15 protein-coding genes are annotated in these 21,574 nt (G+C 65.5%); 5 read left to right on the top strand and 10 right to left on the bottom strand.

Annotated features, from left to right (window positions below; translation table 11 throughout):
* Positions 1-54 precede the first annotated feature (54 nt).
* From ACPTTC_RS26830 to ACPTTC_RS26820, 3 genes are read left to right on the top strand one after another with little or no spacing between them, the layout of a single operon-like run.
* Positions 55-1,248 carry a hypothetical protein gene (locus ACPTTC_RS26830; protein ID WP_423395721.1) on the top strand — a complete coding sequence of 398 codons (1,194 nt, stop codon included), beginning with the start codon at positions 55-57 and terminating at the stop codon, positions 1,246-1,248.
* Complete coding sequence (locus tag ACPTTC_RS26825; RefSeq protein ID WP_423394630.1) at positions 1,245-2,597, top strand: cellulase family glycosylhydrolase; 1,353 nt, start codon at positions 1,245-1,247, stop codon at positions 2,595-2,597. The genes ACPTTC_RS26830 and ACPTTC_RS26825 overlap by 4 nt, the downstream gene beginning before the upstream one ends.
* 45 nt (positions 2,598-2,642) lie before the next feature.
* The gene (locus tag ACPTTC_RS26820) at positions 2,643-4,892 is read left to right on the top strand and encodes a GNVR domain-containing protein (protein WP_423394629.1); all 2,250 of its coding nucleotides are present in this window, start codon (positions 2,643-2,645) and stop codon (positions 4,890-4,892) included.
* 183 nt (positions 4,893-5,075) lie between these two features.
* On the opposite strand, the gene ACPTTC_RS26815 is transcribed toward ACPTTC_RS26820, so the two are convergent.
* From ACPTTC_RS26815 to ACPTTC_RS26800, 4 genes are all read right to left on the bottom strand, one after another.
* A complete protein-coding gene (locus ACPTTC_RS26815) occupies positions 5,076-6,155 on the bottom strand; it encodes a glycosyltransferase family 4 protein (protein WP_423394628.1) in 1,080 nt (359 codons plus the stop codon).
* Positions 6,156-6,328: 173 nt separating this feature from the next.
* The gene (locus ACPTTC_RS26810) at positions 6,329-7,477 is read right to left on the bottom strand and encodes a glycosyltransferase (RefSeq protein WP_423394627.1); all 1,149 of its coding nucleotides are present in this window, start codon (positions 7,475-7,477) and stop codon (positions 6,329-6,331) included.
* A 460-nt stretch (positions 7,478-7,937) separates the two neighbouring features.
* Entirely contained in the window at positions 7,938-9,512 is a 1,575-nt protein-coding gene (locus tag ACPTTC_RS26805; RefSeq protein ID WP_423394626.1) for a mannose-1-phosphate guanylyltransferase/mannose-6-phosphate isomerase, read from the bottom strand.
* On the bottom strand, positions 9,509-10,174 hold the full coding sequence (locus ACPTTC_RS26800; protein WP_423394625.1) for a drug:proton antiporter: 666 nt from the start codon (positions 10,172-10,174) through the stop codon (positions 9,509-9,511). The genes ACPTTC_RS26805 and ACPTTC_RS26800 overlap by 4 nt, the downstream gene beginning before the upstream one ends.
* Before the next feature lie 1,347 nt (positions 10,175-11,521).
* On the opposite strand from ACPTTC_RS26800, the gene ACPTTC_RS26795 reads away from it, so the two are divergent.
* On the top strand, positions 11,522-12,913 hold the full coding sequence (locus ACPTTC_RS26795; RefSeq protein ID WP_175950474.1) for a sigma-54 dependent transcriptional regulator: 1,392 nt from the start codon (positions 11,522-11,524) through the stop codon (positions 12,911-12,913).
* Between the two features lie 46 nt (positions 12,914-12,959).
* Here the strand turns inward: ACPTTC_RS26795 and ACPTTC_RS26790 are convergent, their stop codons facing one another.
* The 6 genes from ACPTTC_RS26790 to ACPTTC_RS26765 all read right to left on the bottom strand — a co-directional run bounded on the left by ACPTTC_RS26790 (position 12,960) and on the right by ACPTTC_RS26765 (position 19,867).
* Positions 12,960-15,404 carry a glycoside hydrolase family 2 protein gene (locus tag ACPTTC_RS26790; RefSeq protein ID WP_423394624.1) on the bottom strand — a complete coding sequence of 815 codons (2,445 nt, stop codon included), beginning with the start codon at positions 15,402-15,404 and terminating at the stop codon, positions 12,960-12,962.
* Positions 15,405-15,433: 29 nt separating this feature from the next.
* The gene (locus ACPTTC_RS26785; RefSeq protein WP_423394623.1) at positions 15,434-16,492 is read right to left on the bottom strand and encodes a DUF1839 family protein; all 1,059 of its coding nucleotides are present in this window, start codon (positions 16,490-16,492) and stop codon (positions 15,434-15,436) included.
* On the bottom strand, positions 16,489-17,463 hold the full coding sequence (locus ACPTTC_RS26780) for an amino acid--[acyl-carrier-protein] ligase (RefSeq protein ID WP_423394622.1): 975 nt from the start codon (positions 17,461-17,463) through the stop codon (positions 16,489-16,491). The genes ACPTTC_RS26785 and ACPTTC_RS26780 overlap by 4 nt, the downstream gene beginning before the upstream one ends.
* Complete coding sequence (locus tag ACPTTC_RS26775; protein ID WP_423394621.1) at positions 17,460-18,656, bottom strand: acyl-CoA dehydrogenase family protein; 1,197 nt, start codon at positions 18,654-18,656, stop codon at positions 17,460-17,462. The genes ACPTTC_RS26780 and ACPTTC_RS26775 overlap by 4 nt, the downstream gene beginning before the upstream one ends.
* Positions 18,653-18,904 (bottom strand): acyl carrier protein, encoded by a 252-nt coding sequence (locus ACPTTC_RS26770; protein WP_046547642.1) that lies wholly within the window; start codon positions 18,902-18,904, stop codon positions 18,653-18,655. Before ACPTTC_RS26770 ends, ACPTTC_RS26775 begins: the two co-directional genes overlap by 4 nt.
* 180 nt (positions 18,905-19,084) lie before the next feature.
* Positions 19,085-19,867, bottom strand: a complete 783-nt coding sequence (locus ACPTTC_RS26765; protein ID WP_226194794.1) for a Crp/Fnr family transcriptional regulator — start codon at positions 19,865-19,867, stop codon at positions 19,085-19,087.
* Positions 19,868-20,789: 922 nt separating this feature from the next.
* On the opposite strand from ACPTTC_RS26765, the gene ACPTTC_RS26760 reads away from it, so the two are divergent.
* The gene (locus ACPTTC_RS26760; protein ID WP_226194793.1) at positions 20,790-21,572 is read left to right on the top strand and encodes a Crp/Fnr family transcriptional regulator; all 783 of its coding nucleotides are present in this window, start codon (positions 20,790-20,792) and stop codon (positions 21,570-21,572) included.
* The last annotated feature ends 2 nt before the right edge of the window (positions 21,573-21,574 follow it).

The following is a 21,574-nucleotide window of genomic DNA, read 5'->3' as shown; positions in this document are numbered from 1 at the left end:
TCCAGCATCATGAACGGAAACCGATCGACTAACCGGCTCTGGGCCGCCACATTCATGATTGCGATCGCAAGCGAGGTCTTTTCCGGCGCGATCCGCTATTACACGTCGCTCGCCGGCATTTCGATGCTCGGCTATCTGCCTAAGGCCATGATGGTCGGCTGCATCGTACTCGGCCTCGTGGTGCGGCCGCGCATCGAAACGCTGCTCGCCGGAAGTTACCTGGCCGTGCAACTGTGCGTTTCGCTCGCGAACGGCATCAGTCTCGTGGCCGCGTGTTTCTGGATCTGGACGGTCGCGCCGTTGCTGTTCGTGCTCCTCATGCCGCCCGGTGCGCTCGACATGCTCGAGTCGAACCCGATCCGGCTCGCGTTCGTCGCATTGACGACGGCCTGCTGCGCCGGCGTCATGCTCAACGGGTTGGTACACCTGCCATGGGTGGGCGGCAGCATCGACGTGGACGGCGTCAATGTGCAGCTCGCGTCGTCCAATTACGTCGGTACCGTCCCGCGCCTGACCGGCTTTGGTCGAAGCAGCGCAACGACCGGCCTCGTGATCGGCCTGCTGACCACGTGGCTCGTCCCGCGCCTGCGCAACGCGATGGCCATCGTGGCGCTGCTCGCAATGTCGGCGGCTGCGATCTGGGCCACCACCAACAAGACGACACTCATTGCGCTTTCGCTCGTGCTGCTCTGTTTCGCCATGCTGAAAACGACAGGTCTCAAGCGCGCCTGTATCGTGCTGACGGGATTGATGATCGTATTGCCCGTCGCGGGATGGGTGATCGCCGCGACGACCAACGTGGGTGTCCCCGATACGGGGTCGCTCGCTTCGATGCAGGACCGGCTGTTGAACACCTGGCCAAAGCTGCTCGACGGCATGGCGAGCGCAAATCTGCTCTGGTTCGGCGTCGGGCCTGGCGGCTTCGGTTCGGCGACGGCGTACTATACGGCCGATTTCGGCTTCAATACCGGCTATTCCGATAATGCCGCGCTCTATGTCGTCGCGAATCTTGGTGTAGCGGGGGCCGTGCTCGTCATGCTCGTATTCGTTCAGCGCGTGCTTGCAAGTCGTACCGACGACCCGCGAGCATGGCTGATGCTGCTGTTCGTGCTGTTGAGCGGCGTGACGACCGATATCTTCGAAGCGCTTGGCTGTCTGCTCTTCACGGGCCTCGCGATCCGCACGCTGACCGTGCATGCCGGCCGCGACGCCCCGGAGCACACGGCGACTTGGGCAGGCAGTCGATGAGTAGGGCCATTCAACCGGCACGCGCGAGGTCGTGGGCGAGGTGGTTCGCGTCCGCGCTGCTCGGCGCCGCAGTCATATCGACGGCATCGAATCCCGCCAGCTCGGACGAACCGGCCGTTGTCCTGCCGAATGCGACGCAAACGCCGATGCTGCCGTTCGTCGCCCTCCCGCGCTTTTTCGACACGCGCGCGAATTCGGGTGTCGCGATTCACGAGATCGACGATCCGGCGCTGCTCGACGCAGTACGAGACGCCGGTTTCTCGTTCGTCCGAACCGACCTGTTCTGGGATTCGGTGGAAACGCCGAAAGGCTGGGATTTCTCGCACTACGATGCGCTCGTCGCCAACCTGCGCGCGCGTGGGCTCGGCGCGCTGTTCATCCTCGGCTACGGGCATCCGCGATACGCACCCAAGCAGCCGCCGACGTCGCCTGCCCAGGTCGACGCATTCGCCGAATATGCGACGCAAGCCGCACGGCACTATCGCGATCAGCCCGTACGCTTCGAAGTCTGGAACGAGCAGGACCACAAGGACTACTGGCTCGCGCCGCCATCGCCGGCCGCGTACCGGAACCTGTTGGAAGCGACCGTCCGGGCGGTCAAGACCGCGAATCCGAATGCGGTCGTTGCGACGGGAGGCGTTCAGCAGGTCGACATGACATTCATCCGGGCGGTCGGCGATATCGGCAGCGCATCGCAGCCCGCACCCGACGCGGTCAGCGTGCATCCGTATCGGCAGAATGCGCCGGAAACCGCGCTGGGCGACTATGCCGCGCTCGCGCGAGATCTCGCCACGTATCATACTGCGCCCGCCATCTGGGCCACCGAGTGGTCATATCCGACCTACGCTTACAAGTACGTGTCGCACACCCGAGACGGCCACGACCCGGTCGCGCGCGAACGTCAGGCGCGCTACGCGGTACGACGCCTGCTGGTCGACTGGGTCGCGCAAATCGGGCTCACCGCCTACTACGACATGCGCAACGATGGCCGCGACCCGAAGAACATGGAGCACAACTTCGGCCTGCTGGACGCTGACAACACACCGCTGCCGGCGTACGTGGCAGTTCGCAATCTGTTCTTGTTTACCGCGAATGCCCGAGCTGCACGATTGTTTCTCGATCAGGTCCGCCGTTTCGCCGTCCTGCAATTGCGGACCGATGGCGTCGTGAAATACGTGGTCTGGTGCTATGGAAACAGGAACGCAGTCGACGTCGATCTGTCGCAGTTGCCAGCTGCCGGTACGTCCGCATCCGATCTCTATGGAGCGTCGCTCGACATCACGCGCCGCCGGTTGACACTTCGCGAAGAGCAGGGCCCGGTGTTCATCGTCTCGGCGACTGGCCGATAGCCGGCGAGCAAGATCGGAAACGGTCGCTTAATCCAGAAAACAACCATGAAAACCAACGCACGAATCATCCAGTCTCCGCAGCGGTTACCCGACGAATCCGGGTTGACGCAGCTTTGGCAAGCCGTTAGACAGCATCGCCGCCTGTTCTTCGCAACGATCGGCGTCACGCTCGTCGCGGGTGTGCTGTACGCACTGCTGGCCACGCCGCAGTATCGGGCCGAAGCGCTGCTGCGCGTCCAGACCAAGCCGGGTTCGTCGATCAGTTCGCTGTCGGACGTGTCCGGGACGATTGCGGCGTCGCCGTCGGCGTCCGACGAAAGCGAGATGCTGATATCGCGCGCGGTCATCGACGCAGCGATCGATGCGACCGGTGCCGATCTCGATATCCGCAATGCAAGCCGGTTTCCGCTGATCGGTTCGCTTGTGGCCTCGCGCTTCGATGCGGACGACGCGCTCGCGCCGGCGCCGCTCGGGATGACCGGTTATGCATGGGGCGGCGAACGGCTCGACATCGGCGAATTCTCGATTCCGACGAATGCGCTCGGTGATCGATTCAGGATCGTCGCGGATGACACGAATACCTGGATGCTCCTTGACGACGACAACCACGCGCTCGCGCACGGCAAGGTCGGTGAAACGGTGCCGTTCAGGCTGCCCGGCGAGGCGACGGCCGGCCGGTTGCGTGTCGACGCGCTGCGCGCGCGTCCGGGCATCGCATTCACGGTGCGCAAGCAACCCGAGCCGCTCGTATACGAAAACATATCGAAGCATCTGAAGACGGTCGTGCCGAACCGCGACTCGACACTGGAATCGCCTTCGATGATTCGACTCAGCTACCAGACGGACAGCGCCCGGGAAGCGAAGAAGATGGTCAACGCAATCGTGCAGCAGTATCTGCAGCGCGACCTCGCGTTTCGGACCGATCGCGCACGGCGCAATCTCGACTCGCTGCGCCAGCGGCTGCCGGGACTGAAACACGACTTGCAGAAGGCCGAGGACGATCTGAACCGGTACCGGACGCAGAACGGTGCGATCGACGTCGATCAGCAAGGGGTCGCGCTGATCAGCCGCCTCAACTCGCTGGCGGAGCACCAGACCGCGCTGCAGATCTCGCTCGACGACGTCAGGCAGCGTTTTCTGCCAAAGAGCTTCCAGTATCAGACAGTTCAGTCACAGCTCGAGCAGGTGAAGCAGGAGATCCGCGACACGAGCGCAACGGCGGCCAGGTTGCCGACGACGCAGCGCGAATTCGTGCGGCTGTCACGCCAGGTGACGATCGCGACGCAGCTTTATACAAGCGTGCTGACCAACGCGCAGCAACTCGAGCTCGCCATTTCCAGCGCGTCGCCGGGCGTGATGGCGGTCGACTGGGCGGTCGCGCCGTTCCGGCCGGTCTGGCCCAAGCGCGGCATTGTCGTGCTCGGCGCGCTGTTTGCAGGGGTGTTCCTTGCATTGACGGGCGTGCATTTGCTGTCGCTGTATCGCCGTGAGCTGCATTCACCGGCCGGGTTGGCCAGGGTGACCGATCGCCCCTGTCTCGCGATCGTGGCGTCGTCGCCTGCCTTGACGGCCGTGCCTGGCGGGTCGCGCGTGATGGCGTTGCCTCTGGCCGCGACGCATCCCGACGACGTGGGGGTCGATTCGGTGCGTGCATTGCGCGCGAGCCTGAAGGTTGCGCTCGCGGCGCCTGATCATGGGAGCGAAGGCGGCCAGGTCCTGCTGTTCACGGGAGTGACGGCGGGCGTCGGCTGCAGCTTCGTGGCGTCGAATCTGGCGTATCTGCTGGCGGGAACGAAGGCCAGCGTGCTGCTGATCAACGCGGACTTGCGTGCTTCATCGATGGCGGGCGGCCCAGGGCTCGCACAGGTGCTCGACGGCTCGGTGTCACCCGATACCGTGACGCTGCCCGTTGCGGGAAGCCACCTGTCGATCATGCCGGCGGGTGTTCCGGTCAAAACGTCTCCCGGCGAGTTGCTGGAAGGCACCGGTTTCACGACACTCATCGCATCAATGCGCGAGCGTTACGACTTCGTCGTCATCGACGGGCCGCCGCTGCTGCCCAACAACGACGCGCTCGGCATCATCGGTGCGAAGTGCGACGCGCACGTCCTCGTTTCGCGCGGTGGCGTGACACGCGTCGCCGACGTCGAGACCGCGTTGTCGCGCTTGCGGAGCATCGGTGCCGATATCACGGGGCACGTCTTCAATACCTACACGGGATCGAACCGGCCGGTCGCCGAACGCGTGCGGACGCGTGATTTTCCGGTTCGCTCGACCGCGCGCCAGCGCGTGTAATCCCGGGAGGCCCGGTGCCGTGGATTCGTATGGCGGCACCGACGAGGCCGGCAAAAGGCAGGTGTTCCAGCGCCATCCCGCATGCCGTTTGCCGGGCTGGATGACGGCATCGCGGGGAGTCGATCGACGTGGGTGAGCGCTTGCCGGCCGGCAGCGGGCGCCCGACGATGCGCATAGGCTGCCTTAAAGTGTATTGAATATTCGGTTCATCGTTTCCGCGCTCTTGCTCCAGCTGTATTGCTCGGCGTGAACGGAACCTCGACGTTTCAGATCCGCCCTGAGTTCGGCGGAGTCGAGCAGATTGCGCAATTTTTCTGCGATGTCGTTCGACGAATAGGGATCGCAATAGAGTGCCGCATCGGCGCAAACTTCCGGCAGCGCCGCCGATCTTCCGACCAGCGTCGGGCAACCATATCGCATCGCCTCGAGAGGCGGAATGCCGAACCCCTCGTAGATCGATGGGTAGAGGAAGCAGGCCGCATGCTGATACAGCGCTTTCAGCTTCTCGTCGCTGATGTACCCGGCGTACTTGATGTTAGGCGCGGGCGCGGAGATATCGTCCTGCGTGCCAAACACGGCGGCATTGCGCATGCCGACGATGACGAGATCCACCGACGGGTCGTCGATCTGCCGGAACGCAGCGATCAGCCGGCCGAAGTTCTTGGTGGGGTTCATGCTGCTGACCGCCAGCACGAACCGGCCCGGCGTGAGCGCGTGTTCGTTCAATACGCTCGGGTCCGGTTCCAGTGCGTCGAGATGGTCTGCACCCAGTGGGACGACGCTGATCTTGTCCGTTGAAACGCCGCAGTGGTGCGCGAGGCGATCGCGCGAAAAGCGGGAGTTGGTCAACACGCAAATGGAGGTGCGCGCGAGAATCCAGAACATGATCCGGTACCACACCCGAAACGGTCGGGAGAAGTGTGCGGGTGTATCGAACACCGCCGCATCGTGCATATAGATGATCTGCTGGCCAAGGAAAATGGAACCGGAATTGCTGAGGTTGACGATGCGGTCGCGGCGTGCAAAAAGCGGAAGGACCAGTTGCTCCCAGATCACGCCTTTGGCGAAGCCGACCTTGACCGTCTTCGTACCGCTCACCACGGCATCGGTATGCGGCGGAACGAGTACGGTGACGGAATCCTGCGGCTGCGACCGGACCAGTGCAGCGATCAACTCGCGTGCGACGCGTTGCACCCCCGTCGTTTTCTGGGTGGCGAAACGGCCGTTATAAACGAGTTTCCTGGGTTCTTTGAGGTTGCTCATGTCAAATCCGGTGAGGTCGATACGCGGCCTGAGGCGTGTGGATCGGGCTGAACGGCGCCGCCTGCGTCGCGTCCATGACGGGCATCGGTTCGATTGCCGAAGGTCGAGAGAGCGATGTGCGGAGTGCACTGCTGTCGAAGGCGACACGCACTGTTCCCGATTACGGCAATGCGTCAGGCCTTGACCTGCTCAGCTGCGGCATGCTCGAAATACAGGGCATCGGCGCGACGCGGGCGCGCGTTCAGTCCGTAGAGGGACTGCCATTGTCTGAAGATGGCATTCATCGAAAACCGATGGAGTGCAAACTTTCTGGCCGATTCCCCCATTTGTTCCCGAAGCTGCCGGTCGTCGCGGAGCAGGGCCACATACCGCGTCATCTCGTCGACATTTGACGCGACGTATCCGGTCACGCCGTGAATGACCACGTCGCGGTTGCCGACGACGTCCGTGACCACGGCGGGCAGGCCTGCCACCTGCGCCTCGATCAGTGCCACCGGCATGCCTTCCCAGCGCGAGGTCTGGACGTAGATATCCAGTCCGGACGCCAGCTCGAGTGCGCGCGAACGCGTCACCCAGCCGCTGCAGAAAATTGCCTGACTTTCGCGGGGATTCGGAATTTCGTCGGCGTCGCCGCCAATCCAGAGAAACTGGACGTCGGCATCGTGCAGCTCGGTCGCCAGTTGTACGAAGGCTTGATGATTTTTCTGGAAAGACGCGCGACCGCTCATTCCGATCGCAATCTTGTGATCGTCACGCGCCCGACGCGAAGGGATCTCGACGACGTTGACGCCGTTTTCCACCAGCACGGCCGATTTCGCTCGAATTCGCCCCTTGATCTCCTGGAGTTCGCTGTCCGAGCAGGCGACGATGGTTCCGCCGAGGAGGGCGGCCATTCGCTCGAATCCCAGATAGGCGAACTGTTTCGCGCGGGAAACATCGCGACGCAGAAACGACAGGCCATGCGGGGAATAGAGCACCTTTGCGGCCGGCGCGGCGATTCTAGCTGCGGCCCGTCCCAGTACGCCGGCCTTTGACGAATGAAGATGAATCACCGTCGGACGGCATTCGCGAAGGCATTGGACCAGGGCGCGCAAACTGAGCAGGTCCTTCCTGACACTGACTTCGCGAGCCATGTCGACGTGGACGAGCTCGACGTCAGGTCGGAAGAGCATCGGGAAATCGGCCGGCGTTTCGGGGCGGATGGAATGCAGCACGGTCACGTCGACGCCCGTTGCCGCAGCGTGATTGGCGAGGTGGACGAGCATCGAAAGCACGCCGCCGCCAAACGCTTCGACAATATGAACGATCCGTTGTGTGGTCATCTTCTGGGCTGCCTGTTCGGCCGGATGCCGCGCGGTCGACCGTAAATGCGAATATCCGACAACCCGCGATGTCGACGATATTCAATTCGATCGATGGAAAACATTCAAAAGATATGTATGACTAAATGAATGGATGAGATAAAGCCTTGTCGTCCGCATCCATTCGATCTCGATCAGGCCTATGACATGCCGACGTTGTCGGGGGATCAATCCACTCGATGACACTCGATGAGGCGCCGAGATGGCGAGAGGGCGAAACGCGTCTCTACGGCTGACAGTGATCGGACGATTCATGTCGCGCATCGATGAATGTCCGTTCGAGGACGCGTGACGACGCGTGTCTGAGGCATTGTGCTACGCACGCGCGACGGGCTGGGTGCGATGGCTTACATTGCGCGACCGAAGCGTGGCCGGGCATGCGTCGGTCTTCCGCGCGCGCGGGGGCGTGATCCGCACATGCTTATCGAGCGACGTCCGGCACGGCGGTCGGCGTGAGCGTTTTCGGTGACGCAATCGGGACCGGTTGCGCCGCCCGTGCATCGACCGCGCGTCCATACTGATCATCGAACCGGACGATATCGTCCTCGCCGAGATACTCACCCGATTGCACCTCGATGATTTCGAGCGGAATCCTGCCTGGATTCTCGAGACGGTGCATTTCACCGACGGCGATATACGTCGACTCGTTTTCGCAGAGCAGGAACGTCTCGTTGCCGCGCGTCACCTTCGCGGTGCCGCGTACGACGATCCAGTGTTCGGCCCGGTGATAGTGCATCTGCAGCGATAGCTGCTGGCCGGGCTCGACCACGATCCGTTTCACCTGGAAGCGCTCGCCGAGATCGATCGAATCGTAGTGTCCCCACGGCCGCTGCACCTTGCGGTGCTCGCTCGCCTGCGGGCGCCGGTCGGTCTTCAGCCGCGCGACGACGTTCTTCACGCGCTGCACGTCGTGCTTGTTCGCGACCAGCACCGCATCGGGCGTCTCGATCACGACGACGTCCTTCATCCCGACGCACGCGATCAGGCGCCCCTCCGAGCGCACGAAGCTGTCCTGCGTATCCTCGAACACGATCGGGCCGCGCGCGACGTTGCCGTGATCGTCCTTCGGCATGATTTCCCAGATCGCATCCCAGGTGCCGACGTCCGACCAGCCGGCCGCGAGCGGCACCACGATGCCTTCGATGCCGAGTTCGCGGTGTTCCGCGAGGCGCTCCATCACCGCGTAGTCGATCGAGTCCGACGGGCACGCGTCGAAGGCCGCCGCATCGATCCGGAAGAACGGATCCTCGGCGATGCCCGCACGCCATGCGGTTTCGCAGGCCGCGTGGATGTCAGGCGCGAGCGCGGCGATCGCCCTTAGCCAGACCGATGCGCGAGTGACGTAAATCCCGCTGTTCCACCAGTAGTCGCCCGACTGCAGATAGCGCTCGGCGAGCGCCGCGTCGGGCTTTTCGACGAAGCGACCGATCGCGTAGCCGCCCTGGCCGCCGTGGCGGCCCGTGCGCGGCTCGCCGACCTGGATGTAGCCGTAGCCCGTTTCGGCGCGGCGCGGCAGCACGCCGAGCGTGACGATTGCGCCTTCCTGTGCGTAACGCGCCGCGCGCGCGATCGCATCCTGGAAGGCGCCGACGTCGGCGATCACATGATCGGCCGGCATCACCGCGAGCACGGGATCGTCCGCGAGCTGGCTTGCGTCGAGTGCCGCCAGCGTCAGCGCAGGCGCGGTATTGCGTGCGGCCGGCTCGAGCAGGATGCGGGCGGGTGCCGCGCGGCCGAGCACCTGTGCGGCACTCATGACACGATGCTGCTCGCCGCAGACCAGCAGCAGCGTGTCGCCGAGCGAGGCATTCGCGATGCCGTTCAGGCGGCGCGCCGTCGCCGACAACGGCGATTCGTTCGAGGTCAGCTCGATCAACTGCTTCGGATACTGCTCGCGCGACAGCGGCCACAGCCGCGTGCCGGAGCCGCCCGCGAGAATCACCGGCAGGATGCACGGCAGGTCGGGCTCGGGAACCGGACGAAGGGTGCGGGTCATCGATTGGCTCCGGTGTCGGCGGGCTGCCGGTTGTGTGTGCGGCTGTCGGCTCGCGCGTCGTCGTTGCGCGACCGGTGTGCCGACACGGCTCGCGACAGCAGGTTGCGCAGCGCGCCTGCAGCGCGGTCGGACGATCGCACCAGACCGATGAACGGCGCACCCTGTTCGAGATACGGGCCATAGGCCTTGCGGAATCCGAAACGCTTGTAGAACGCCTGGCGCGGCGCCGGGACGTGCGTGCGCACCGCAGCCGCGGGCCATGCGGCCTGCGCGGCGGTGAGGGCGCGCTCGATGAGCCGCTCGAGCGTATCGTCGTCGCGGCGGCTCTCGCTCGTGAGCACCTTGTCGATCACGACGTCCGGGTCGATGTCGTCGCCGGGCAGGATGCGTGCGTAAGCCGCGACTTCCATGGTGTCGCCGTCGCGCAGGGTCGCATAGACATGCAGCGCGCCCGCGTCCTTGCCGTCGATGTCGAGATGCGTGTGCGCGTCTTCGACCACCAGCACGGCGTTGCGGGCGCGCAGGATTGCGTAGAGGTCGACGGCGCCCAGATGTTCGAATTCACAACAATGCCATTCCATGATGCTGTCCTCGCGTGATGCCTTCGGCATGCCGTGCCGCACGGACGCGATCGTCCCATGCAGCGCGGCGATCCTCATCATCCGGGTGCGCGGTGCGTCGGTCTGTTCGAAAGCGTACTCACGATCCGGATTCGCTTCGCCGGTGCGGCTTGCGCAGCCGGGAAGCGCCGCGCGAGCGCCGCAAGGTGCGGTAGCACACACCGGGATGGCCGGTGCCTTTTCATAATTGCCCCATCCTGGCGGCCCGCGTCGATGCGAGGCCAGTCAACATCGAATGTCAATAAAGAACCGGGGGCCGGACTTGAAGACTGCGAGCGTTCACGACGGGCCGGTCGTGCATGGCGGCGCCGGGCACACACTCACGCACGCGGTCGGCTGTATCGCGCAGGCCGGCCGTGAGCCGCCTCGTCGAATCACGCCGGGGCAGTGCGTGCCCGTGCGGCGTGCATGTCCTCCATCCGCATGCCGTTGTTGGGGCTTGGGATCAGGCGACGCGGCCTGGCCGATGGCGACAACGTGCGGCCCGCATCCGAACCGACGAAACGCCGGATCCGATCCCGACGAGCCTGAGCGTCGCGTGGCGGATCGCCATGCTGCATCGCGGGAGGCGCGCGCCGGCGCGACCGACTTCACACGTGGCCGCGACGACTCGCCGGACAGCGATCGGCGTGCGCGGCACGCGTCTCGCCGTGCGTCGGCGCCGCGAAACGGGATGCGTGATGTGGCGCGGTTGATTACGGCATGTAACGGACGAGCGGAGACCGAGCGGGCCGGGCGTCGCCGCGATACGATTCGGCTGTCCGGCGGCGCGCGCGATTATGTGGCAAGTGGAGTGCGGTGTCGGCCATTCCCGGGGATTTCGGTGAAAATGACTGGCAATCAACCGTGCCTATCTTGGGGAAAAGTAGTATTTGCCACTGATTGACTGGAATGCTCGTAGATAATCAAATCTCAGTGGTCAAACGCGCGTGGTGCGGGGCAACCGGTTGCATTATCGGTCGCGTAACCGGTTGATTCAGGTTTATCTTTTGGTAACAAGACCATCTCGAAACGGGGTGTAAATTCAGGAGCGGATGAAATGCGGCGGTCATTCCGGAAGCGGGGTGGCGGCCATCCGGTTCAGCATCGGGCGCAACGGTCGTGTACGACGTGACGCACATGCCGACGGCATTCCCGTCTGCCGACGCGTTCCGCCTGGATGGCGGGTCGCCTCAAAGCGGGAACGTCGTGGCTCCCTCAGCCGCGCGTTCCCTTCGAGTTCGATGACAACGAGGCCGGATGACATCCGGCTCGACCTCCGGGGGCTCTCGCCGTGTGCAGTTTCGATCTTCGCCAAAGCTGCGGAAACGCAGCGCGGAAAGGTGGCCATGCGCCGCCGGCCGCAGCGCACGCGAACGGTTCGCGGAGTGGAGAAAGTGATGGTTCGTTATGAATATGCCAATAACGCGCGATAAGAGCGCCGGCGCGGGGAGTGGTAACGGGCAGCGTCCGCTGATTTACTGGACGCAGTCGCCGTCCGTCATGCTGCGAAAGGAACTGGCGCGACGCGACTGGAAAGTGTCGATCGTTGCGCAGGCGAGCGAGCTGCGCGACACGTCCGGTGAAATCACCTGCGGCATCCTCGACCTGAGCGGCGGCCATGCCGACGCGATCGGGAGCATTGCGTCGACCTGCGCGTCGATGCGCGACGTCGTCTGGGTCGCCCTCGTCGACGTCGGCCAGACCGCTTCGCCGAACGTGCGCGCGCTGTTGCGCGACTATTGCTTCGACTACGTCACGTTGCCCGCCTCGCATCAGCGGATCGCCGATACCGTCGGCCATGCGTACGGCATGGAGTGCCTGTTCGCGCGCGATCGCGAACGGCTCGAATCGGAGGAGAAAGGCATCGTCGGCACCTGCAGCGCGATGCTGCGGCTGTTCGATACGGTGCGGCGCTTCGCGCGCACGGACGCACCGGTGTTCGTGTTCGGCGAAACGGGGACTGGCAAGGAGTTGACGGCGGTCGCGATCCATCGCCATTCGGAGCGCCGCAACGGCCCGTTCGTCGCGGTCAACTGCGGCGCCATTCCGCCGCACCTGCTGCAATCCGAACTGTTCGGCTATGAACGCGGCGCGTTTACCGGCGCGAACGCACGCAAGATCGGCTATGTGGAAGCGGCGAGCGGCGGCACGCTGCTGCTCGACGAGATCGGCGACCTGCCGCACGAGAGTCAGGCGAGCCTGCTGCGTTTTCTGCAGGAGCGCGCAATTCATCGGCTGGGCGGCAGCGATCCGGTGCCGGTCGATGTCCGGATCGTGTCGGCGACGCACGTCGACCTGCGGGACGCGATGGCGGAAGGGCGCTTCCGGCCGGACCTGTTCCACCGTCTGTGCGTGATGCGCATCGACCAGCCGCCGCTGCGCGCGCGCGGCAAGGACATCGAGCTGCTCGCGCATCACATGCTCGAACGCTTCCGTGGCGACGCGCGCCATCGCGTGCGCGGCTTCTCGACGGATGCGATCACGGCACTCTACAAGCACGACTGGCCCGGCAATGTCCGGGAGCTGATCAACCGCGTGCGCCGCGCGGTCGTGATGACGGAAGGGCGCCTGATAACCGCGCAGGATCTCGAACTCGAGTACTGCCTCGATGCCGCGTCGCCGTCGGTGGCCGACATCCGCAAGTCGATCGAGCGCGAGGCGATCGAAACCGCGCTGCTGCGCACGCGCGGGCGCGTCGCGGCGTCGGCCCGCGAGCTCGGCGTGTCGCGCGCGACGCTGTATCGCTGGATGGAGGCATACGGGATCGAGCGGCCGCGCGGCACGGGCTCGTCCGACTGAGATTCGACATGGGCGCTCGCGGCTTTCAGCCGCCGCGAGCACCGCATCAACCGGCCTGCGTGGCGCGCACCGTGCGCGCGGCGTTGACTGCCCGGACTTCCACGGCCGGCGGCACATCGGCCGCGGCTCCATGCTTCCCGGTCAGGTCAAGCGGAACGAGGGTGACGCGCGCCGGCGTGTCGGGCGCGAGATGGAACCAGTCGTCGCGCGGCAGGTAGCCCGGCGCATCGATCTGCACATGACGCGCAACGTGCCGTGTGTCGATGTCGACATGCCACGTGTTACCGGTGCGCGACACGCACGCTTCCAGCCCGAGTTCACGGCGCGCCAGGGCGGCCGGACCCGTGCGGGACGGGAAATGGAACGCCTGCGACAGCAGCGTGCCGTCGTCCGCGCGGAGTGTCGCGACGACGGTGTCGTGTTCGCAGGGCCCGAAGCGGTACGCGTAGGTCCAGTCGAAGAACCGGCCGAGCAGCTCGGCCGTGCCGATCCGCACGGCGTCGTGCGCCGCCATTCGCACCGGGCAGCCGGCCCGCGCGACCGGCGTGCGGCCGTCGCGCAGCGCGACCAGCTCGAGCGCAGCCGACAGCGGCGCGGGGCGCTCGTTGACCACATGCACATCGAGCCCGTTCAAGCCTTCGTCGACGAGCAGCACCTGCACCGGCTGCAGGACCTGGCGCAACGCATACCACGCCGATTTCGGCCGGTGCGCGGCGTCGATCACCCCCCAGCCGGCGCCGGGCATCACGTCCTGGAACTGCCAGACGAGCGCGCCGGCGCAGCGCGAGCCGGTGCGCCGCCATTCCGAAAACGTTTCGCGCATCAGGTCCGCAATGACCGCGCGCGACAGCTCGAAGTAGCGCGCCGGATCCTCGCGCCGCAGCCGGTCGGGCACGACGTCGTAGAGCGTCTGCAGATAGTGGTCGCGTATGTCCTCGAAATCCCACGACGTGCCGGGGTCGCGCGGCACGGCCGCTTTCCAGCGCGGCTCGTGCACGCCGGGCCAGCCGAGCTCGGCGAGCGTCGCGTCGCACGGCACGTTCGAGAACGCGAGGCATTCGCTCGCGAAGCGCACGTCCGCGCGCCGCGCGTCGTCGAGCGGGCGCAGGTAGGCACCGACGCCGTAGTAGTGCGACACGCGTTCGCGCGGTGCGAACGGCAGCACGCCGCCGTCGGGCGAATCGGGCACATACGGGACGTCGGGCCGGCATGCGGCCGCGTGGCCGGCCAGCCGGTCGGCGGTCAGCTCGAGGAAGCGCTGCTTCGGGCCGAGCCCGGACATCGCGGCCTGTTGCGCGATCTCGCTGCCGCCGCACAGTACGGCGAGCGACGGCGATGCGCCGTGACGGGAGAGGAACTGCCGGGCTTCGCGATCGACGTTGTCCGCGAACGCGGGATCATCGAACGCATAGTCGAAGTTCGCGAACATGAAATCCTGCCAGACCAGCAGCCCGAGCCGGTCGCACCACGCGTGAAAGGCATCGGCCTCGTAGGTCATCGTGCCGCCGACGCGGATCATGTTGAAGCCGGCGTCGCGCGCGAGCCCGAGCAGGCGGGCGTAGGTCGCGTCGTCCGCGTGCAGCGCGAGCGGTGCAGCACTGCTCCAGCACGCGCCGCGCGCGAACACGGGCACGCCGTTGATGCGCAGCCCGAAGCCCTTGCCGTCGGCGCCGGCGTCGACTTCGATCGTGCGGAAACCCGTTGCACCGAGCGGCCGCACCGCGTCGCCGAGATGCAGCGCAACGTCGTACAGCACCGGCTCGCCGTGCGTATGCGGCCACCAGCGGCACACGTTGGGTACCGCGACGCTGGCGCGCAGACGGTCGGCACCGGCACGTTCGAGCGTGGCGTGGTGCTGGCCGCACGACAGCCGCGCCGCGATCGCGTCGGGCAGCGGCGCGGCGAACGTCAGTTCCGCATCGAGCCAGCCCGTGTCGCCTTCGATGCGCGCGTGCAGGTCGCAATCGACGAGAACGGGCCCGTCGGCCGGATCGAGCACGTCCACGGGCCGCCACGGGCCGGTCGGTACATGCGGCGGAAACCAGCCCGGCATGTGGCCGAACAGCGACGTGCGGATCGTGCGCAGCGCCGCCGGCTCGGCGAGCCGCGTGCGCCAGCGTGCCCGGCGCGGCGCGCGCGTGTCGCGCAGGTGCGGGGCGAGCGCCCGGAAACACAGGGTCAGCCGGTGAGCGCCGTCGAGCGACACGGATACGTCGTGTGCGACGAACATGCTGTCGGAGCGGAGGATCGGCGTGTCGTCGAGCCACGCTTGCGCGAGCGTCGCGAGGCCGTGAAAGCGCAGCACGCGCGGCCCGTGTCCGCGCAGTTCGATCCGGTACCAGTGGTCGCGTTCGTCGAGCGATTCGGCTTCGTCGAGCCGGCCCGCAAGCGCGAGCGACTGCGCGACCGTGCCGGGCACGGTCGCCGGGATCCAGCCGGCGGCCGGGAGGTCGCGCGGTTCCCGTGCGACCCCCGCGGCCGTCGCCAGCATCGACCACGCGGGCAGGGCGCGCGCGCGCGTCACCGCATGACCGGCACGGCTGCCGCGGTGTCGCTGCGCACGGGCGTCATGTGCCGCAGCGGCAACGCGATTTGCCGCGCGCAGGCAACCACATCCGCGTACGCGGCCTCGATCGCTTCGAGCGTCGACTCGCCGCGCTCCTCCTTGCCGCGCGCGCAGGCGCGCGCGAGCCGGAATTCGAGCACCATCGCTTCGGACGCGATGCGGTCGCACGCGGCGCGGATCTCGGCGAACGGCCCGACGCAGCCGCTGGCCTGCAGCCAGCGCGCGTAATGGCCGAACAGCTCGAAATTCGCGCCGAGCTGCCGTACCGAGTTGAACGAGTACGCATGGAAACGCTCGAGCGGCGAATCGGCGAGCGTCCGCGCATCGGTCTGCAACTGCCGCCGGAATGCGGCGATCGGGTCGACGACCGGCAGGCGCCGCAGGTGGCGCTGCAGCGCGGCGAGCGACGTTTCGCACAGCGCACGCTCGTCGAGCGGCGCAAACCGCCGCTTTGCGCATTCGACGTACGGCGGCAGCGTCATCGGCGAGTTGCCGCCGACGAGCCCGTCGTAGTCGAAATCCTCGGCCACGTAATAGCCGCTGTTGTGGAAGTAGCCGATCTGGCGCTTTGCGCGGTCGATTGCATCGATGCCGATCGTCGTCTTCGTGTGCTGCGTGCGGTAGCTGCTGCCGCGCGTATCGGGCAGGAACCACGCGTCGACCTCGACGATCATCAGGTGGCCGCGCGCAACCTGCGTCTCGATGTGCTGGACGAGCGGCTCGTAGATCGAGTGCTCCTGCACGACGATGCCGTACAGCCGCTCCAGTTCGTCGTGCGGAAACTTGAAGAACGTGAACTGGTCGCCCTCGAAATCGAGCGCGATCGTAAACGGCAGCGCCGCGTACGGATTGAAGCCCCACCAACGGAGCACCTCGAGCCACATGTCGACGTAGCAGTTGGTCTGTTTCCAGACCATCTCCTGGCCATGCAGCGGATGCGGCCGGTAGTGGCGCGCGCGGTGGCGCACATCCTCGAACGACGCGTCGTCGCCGTCGCGGGACACGAATCTCATGGCGTGCCCCACAGCACGTCGCGGACTGCGCGCGGCCATGCATCGAGGTCGAGGCCGTGATGGCGGAACAGCGCGAGCGTGAGCCGTTCGAGGCCGAAGCCGACGCAGCCCGTGTGCGCGACGTCGCCCGTGGCGGTGCGGATGTCCCACAGCAGCCCGAAATGGTCCATGTGGTAGTTGAAGCTCAGGCAGGCGGTCTGGCGACCATCGTGCTCGATCGGGATCAGCAGCTCGAACTTCAGGTTCTGCTCGCGCTGGCTGTTCGCGACGATCTTGCCGCCGCGCCCGAAGAACGGATCGTTCGCGAGGTCGATCGCGTTGGGCAGGCACAGCATCTCGATCATCCGCGTGCCGCGTTCGATCCAGGTCTCGCGGAACGCGACGATCTGCTCGGGCGTGCCGATCCGCACGTACTCGCGCATCCGGAACAGCTGCATGCGGGTCGGATCGAGCGACGGCTCGTGGCGGAAGCAGTACGAGAAGACGTCGACGATCCGGCCGTCGGCCGGCAGCGCGCCTGCGCGTGCGACGACCGGGTAGACCGGGTAGCACGCGGCCGGCGTCATCACGACGTAGGTGGGCTTCTGGCTTTCCGTCCAGTCGTCGCCGCGATCGAGGCACTGCAAGACGCGCTGGTGCTGGTGTTCGTCGCCGCAGAACGCATGCACGCTGCCCGCGAGCTGCGGGAAGCTCTTCATGTATTCGCTGCGCTCGAACTCGGTGCGGCTCATCGCCGGCGGGAAGCGCAGCATTTCGGCCTGCTGGTCGGCGCCGATGCGCGTGACGAACGCGTCGAGCGCTTCCACGACGCGCTCGAACCGTTCGCTGCGGCCGAACAGGCCCTGGATGCCGGTGGACACCAGCAGGCCCGCGTCGATCAGTTCGTCGCGCAGCGGGTTGACGCCCGCGCGGTCGATCGGTGCATCGGCGGGAGCGGATGCGGCGGAGGGCACGGCAAGGCGATCGTTCACGTATGTTTCTCCAGCGTCGCAGGACGCAGCGCGAGCAGCAGGTTCGAGGTGTTGACGGCAATGCGGTCGTTGCTGATCATCAGCGGCGCCGCATACAGGTCACGAATGTGGCGGCCGATGCTGAACGGCGTGCCCTGCTTGTAGCCGGCCATCCCGCAGATCATCATGGCCTGGTGCGCGACTTCCAGCGCGGTCGTCGACACGTAGGTCTTCAGCGTGTTGATCTCGGCGGCCCGGGCCATGCCGGCCGACCACGAGCGGGACGCCGGATTCGCATGAAGGCGCAGCACGTTGTCGACGCGGGCCTGCATCGCCTGCATCAGCGCAAGCGAATCGGCGATGCGCCGCGACGCGGGCGACGGCGCGCCATCGGTCTGGCGTGCCTGCGCGCGGAAGAACTGGTGCGCGCGGTGGAACGCGTCGCCGGCCACGCCGATCCATACCGCGGCCCACAGGATGTGCGACACCGGCACCATCGTTTCCTCGGCGATCTTCGCGAACGGCACCGGCAGGCACTGGACGGCAGCGCCTTGCGCATCGAGCTCGAAACCGTTGCTGCAGGTGCCGCGCATCCCGAGCGTGTCCCATTCGCCGCGGCGCGTGAGCGTATAGCCGTCGCGCAGCAGCGTGACGAGCACCTGCTCGGAAGCCGGCGCGTCCGCATCGCGTCGTGCGGTCGCGAGGATGCCGTCCGCATAGTCGCCATACGAGATCGTCGGCGCGGATTTGCGCAGCCGGAACTCGCCGCCGTTGATTTCGAGCGCACACTGGCTCGCACGCAGGTTGCCGCCGACGCCGTCTTCCGACGTGGCCGATGCGAGCAGCCACTGGTGACGCACGAGCTGCTGCAGGAACAGTTTGTGCCAGCCCTGGTCGAGCGCGTGGTCGACGACGCAGGCGACCTGGATCTGGTGCATCGCGAACACCATCGCCGACGACGCACAGGCCTGGCCGAGAATCGAGCAGGCCGACGCGATGTCTTCCAGCGACGCGCCAGCGCCGCCGAGATGGGGCGGCACCATCGCGCCGAGCAGGCGGCGTGAGCGCATGGCCTCGATCGCCTCGACGGGGCAGCGCGCGTCTCGGTCGACCGCGTCCGCGTGCTGCGCGGCGATCTGCGCGACGGCATGCGCGGCCTCGTCGAGCCGACGCGAATCGCTGTCGGCCGCGAGTTCGGGAAGCAGCGCGCTCATGCTGAATGCTCGGTGCGTTGCAGCGTGGTGATCGTGTCCGCGAGCGCGTCGATGCTGCGGAACAGGTTGCGGTTCAGCATCTCGTCGGGAATCTCGATGTTGAATTGCTTCTCGATCGCGAGCATCAGCTGGATCGTGTCGAGCGACGAAAGGCCCGCTTCGTAGAGATCGTCCCCGTCGCCGATCGAGTCGATCGCGGCTTCGAGATGGGCGACGTGCTTCAGGATGGTTCTGATTTCGTTTTTCACGTGCTGCTCCGGCGTGCGTGGTGTCGTCCGCTCGGGCAGACGCGCGATACGCGCTGACGTCCCCCCGGCAGTCCGGCATCAGTAGACCATTGGCAGACGCGGCGTTCTGTTCGCCACCCTACAAACAGCTAACCCGGCAGGCAGGCGGCGCGCCAGCGCCGTCCCGATGCGGCATGCCAATCAGGCGCGCGCCGCGGCCGGCACGCCCGAATCGGCAGACAGGATGCGCTTCATCTCGTCGCGCACGATCGCGCGGCAGCCGCACGACATTTTTTCGAGGCCGGCGAGGTCGGCGAGCTCGATCGAGCTCCGGTATTGCCGGATCAGGCCCAGCTTCTGGATTTCGCCGGCGGCATCGGTGACCGTTTCGCGGCGCACGCCGAGCATCTGCGCCAGCATGCTGTGCGTTACCTGGATCTCGATGCTGCGCGTCCGGTCGTACGCGAGCAGGAACCATCTGCATAACTGATGTTTGAGCACGTGATGACGGCTGCAGAACGTGATCTGGGAGACCTGCGCCATCAGCAGCCGCACGCACAGGAACACGAGATGGCGGATGACCGGCGATGCGTCGAACGCCGCGGCGAACACGCGCCGGTCGAGCCGGTAGACGAAGCCGTCGCGGCAGGCCACGGCACGGCACGGCATCCGGCCGCTGCCGCCGATCACGTCGTCGCACACCACGCTTTCGCTGCCGATCTCCGCGACTTCCAGCGTCATGCCGCCGGACGACACGTACTGCAACGAAATCGCGGTCGTGACGGGCAGGTAGACCGCGGCGAGCATTTCGCCGGGCTCACAGAGCACTTGCCCGGATTTCAGGTGGACGAGTTGAAGCTGGGGGGCCAGCGTCGCGAGTTCTTCGCGGTCGATGGCCGCGAGAAAGCGGTTCGCATCGAAGCTGTGGGAAAGCTCGATCATGCCGTTCGCATGCGCGACGGTGTCAGGGGCCTGATGAGTCACGGCGCATCCTCGTAGGGTGGCGGTCACGCGTCGTCGCGGCGATACCCCGAAAATGGGGAATTCGCACGATCGTGCGGACTTGTGTTCGTCAAAAATGGAGAGACGATACTGGCGAAAAGGCTAGCACGGCATTGAAACCGAACAATTGCATATTGCGTCATTTCACAAAGTTTGACGATTTTGTCCAGGTGAAAACGTCATCTGGATTTAATGATTCATTTCGACGAAATTAATCATCCTGAATCTGAATGTGACTTCGGGCATTCATTCCATGTCGGCCGGGAATCAATCGGTCGGGAAGGTGCATCGCGTGGGGGAAGTGCCTGGCGGGCATTGAACATTATTTGACAAATAAATGGTGGTCGCACAAAAGCATATGAAAATCAAAGGCTTGTGGTTGAATTGTGCGGTAGGTGACAGAGCTGAAAATTAGTGTGTCGATTCAAATTTGAGACAGTTTCAAACAACCGTGTGAGGCGTGACGCCGCAGCGGAGTGCTGTCCGGCACATCACGGAAACAATTGAAAATCGACTGTAAGTATATGAGCGACAAGCCTCGCGGCACCGGCGCGGCTACCTCGGGTGGAGGCACGCAAAATGATCAGTCAAATGGCGTGCAGTGTCCATCGCTCGGAAGAGTGTCCGAAAATGAGACGCTTTTTTTGTTTTTGCACGAGTTATTTGGGTGATTTAAATCCGGTGTGATTCATATATTAAGGATGGGCATGTATTGGCACGTAAATCGCTTATTCGGGCTGGCGTGTCGAAACGGAGCGGTCGACTCGATCCGGCGGCGAACAAGCCGATGGTCAGTCGGAATCAGGGTTGTGGCCGCAACCCCTGCGACGTCCGGGCGCGCATCGCGATAACGAGTTCCATGCACGCAGCTGCAGGCGGCACGGACGATAAAAGGGATACAGACATGCTTCATCTTCACTCGAGCTACTCGGCGAATGCCATCCTCGATGCCCTCCCCGAGGACAGCATCCGCACCATCGCACCGCATCTCGAACTGGTCAGGATCAAGGCCGGGATGCTCGACCGGGTCGGCGAGCCGATGCGCCACGTGCATTTCCCGACGACGTCGATGATGTCCGTGCAGCACCTGATGGAAGACGGTGCGATGGTCGAGGTGGCGCAGGTCGGCCGCGAAGGGGTGGTCGGGCTGGCGACGATGGTCGGTGGCGCCGCGGCGTCGCACCGGGTCGAGGTCCGCATCGGCGGGATGGCCTATCGTGTGCCGAGCTGCGTGATGCGCGCCGAATTCGAGCGCTCGCCGCAGACCTACCGGCTGCTGCTCAACTACTGCCAGGCGGCGATGGCGCAGATCTCGCGCAGCGCGCTGTGCAACCGGCATCACTCGGTCAGCGAGCAGCTCAGCCGCTGGCTGCTGCTTGCGCATGACCGCATTGACGGCGACGAACTGGCGGTCACGCAACAGACGATCGCGAACATGCTCGGCGTGCGGCGCGAAGGCGTGACGGAGGCGGCGGGCAACCTGCAGGAAGCCGGGTTGATCCGGCAGCGCCGCGGCCGCATCACGGTGCTCGACCGAGACGGCCTCGAACATCACGCGTGCGAATGCTACGACCTGATTCGCGCGGACTATCGCAGGCTGCTCGGCACGCGCGGGACGGCGCGGCCGACACCGGTTCGGCCCCGCATGCCGGAGGCGCATCGCGGGTTCCCGGCACGTGGTGCGTGACG

The organism is Burkholderia mycopellens, from assembly GCF_964265025.1.
Lineage (GTDB): Bacteria > Pseudomonadota > Gammaproteobacteria > Burkholderiales > Burkholderiaceae > Burkholderia.
The sequence above is the reverse complement of the archived record's forward strand: the minus strand, read 5'-3'. Positions and strand labels throughout refer to the sequence as shown.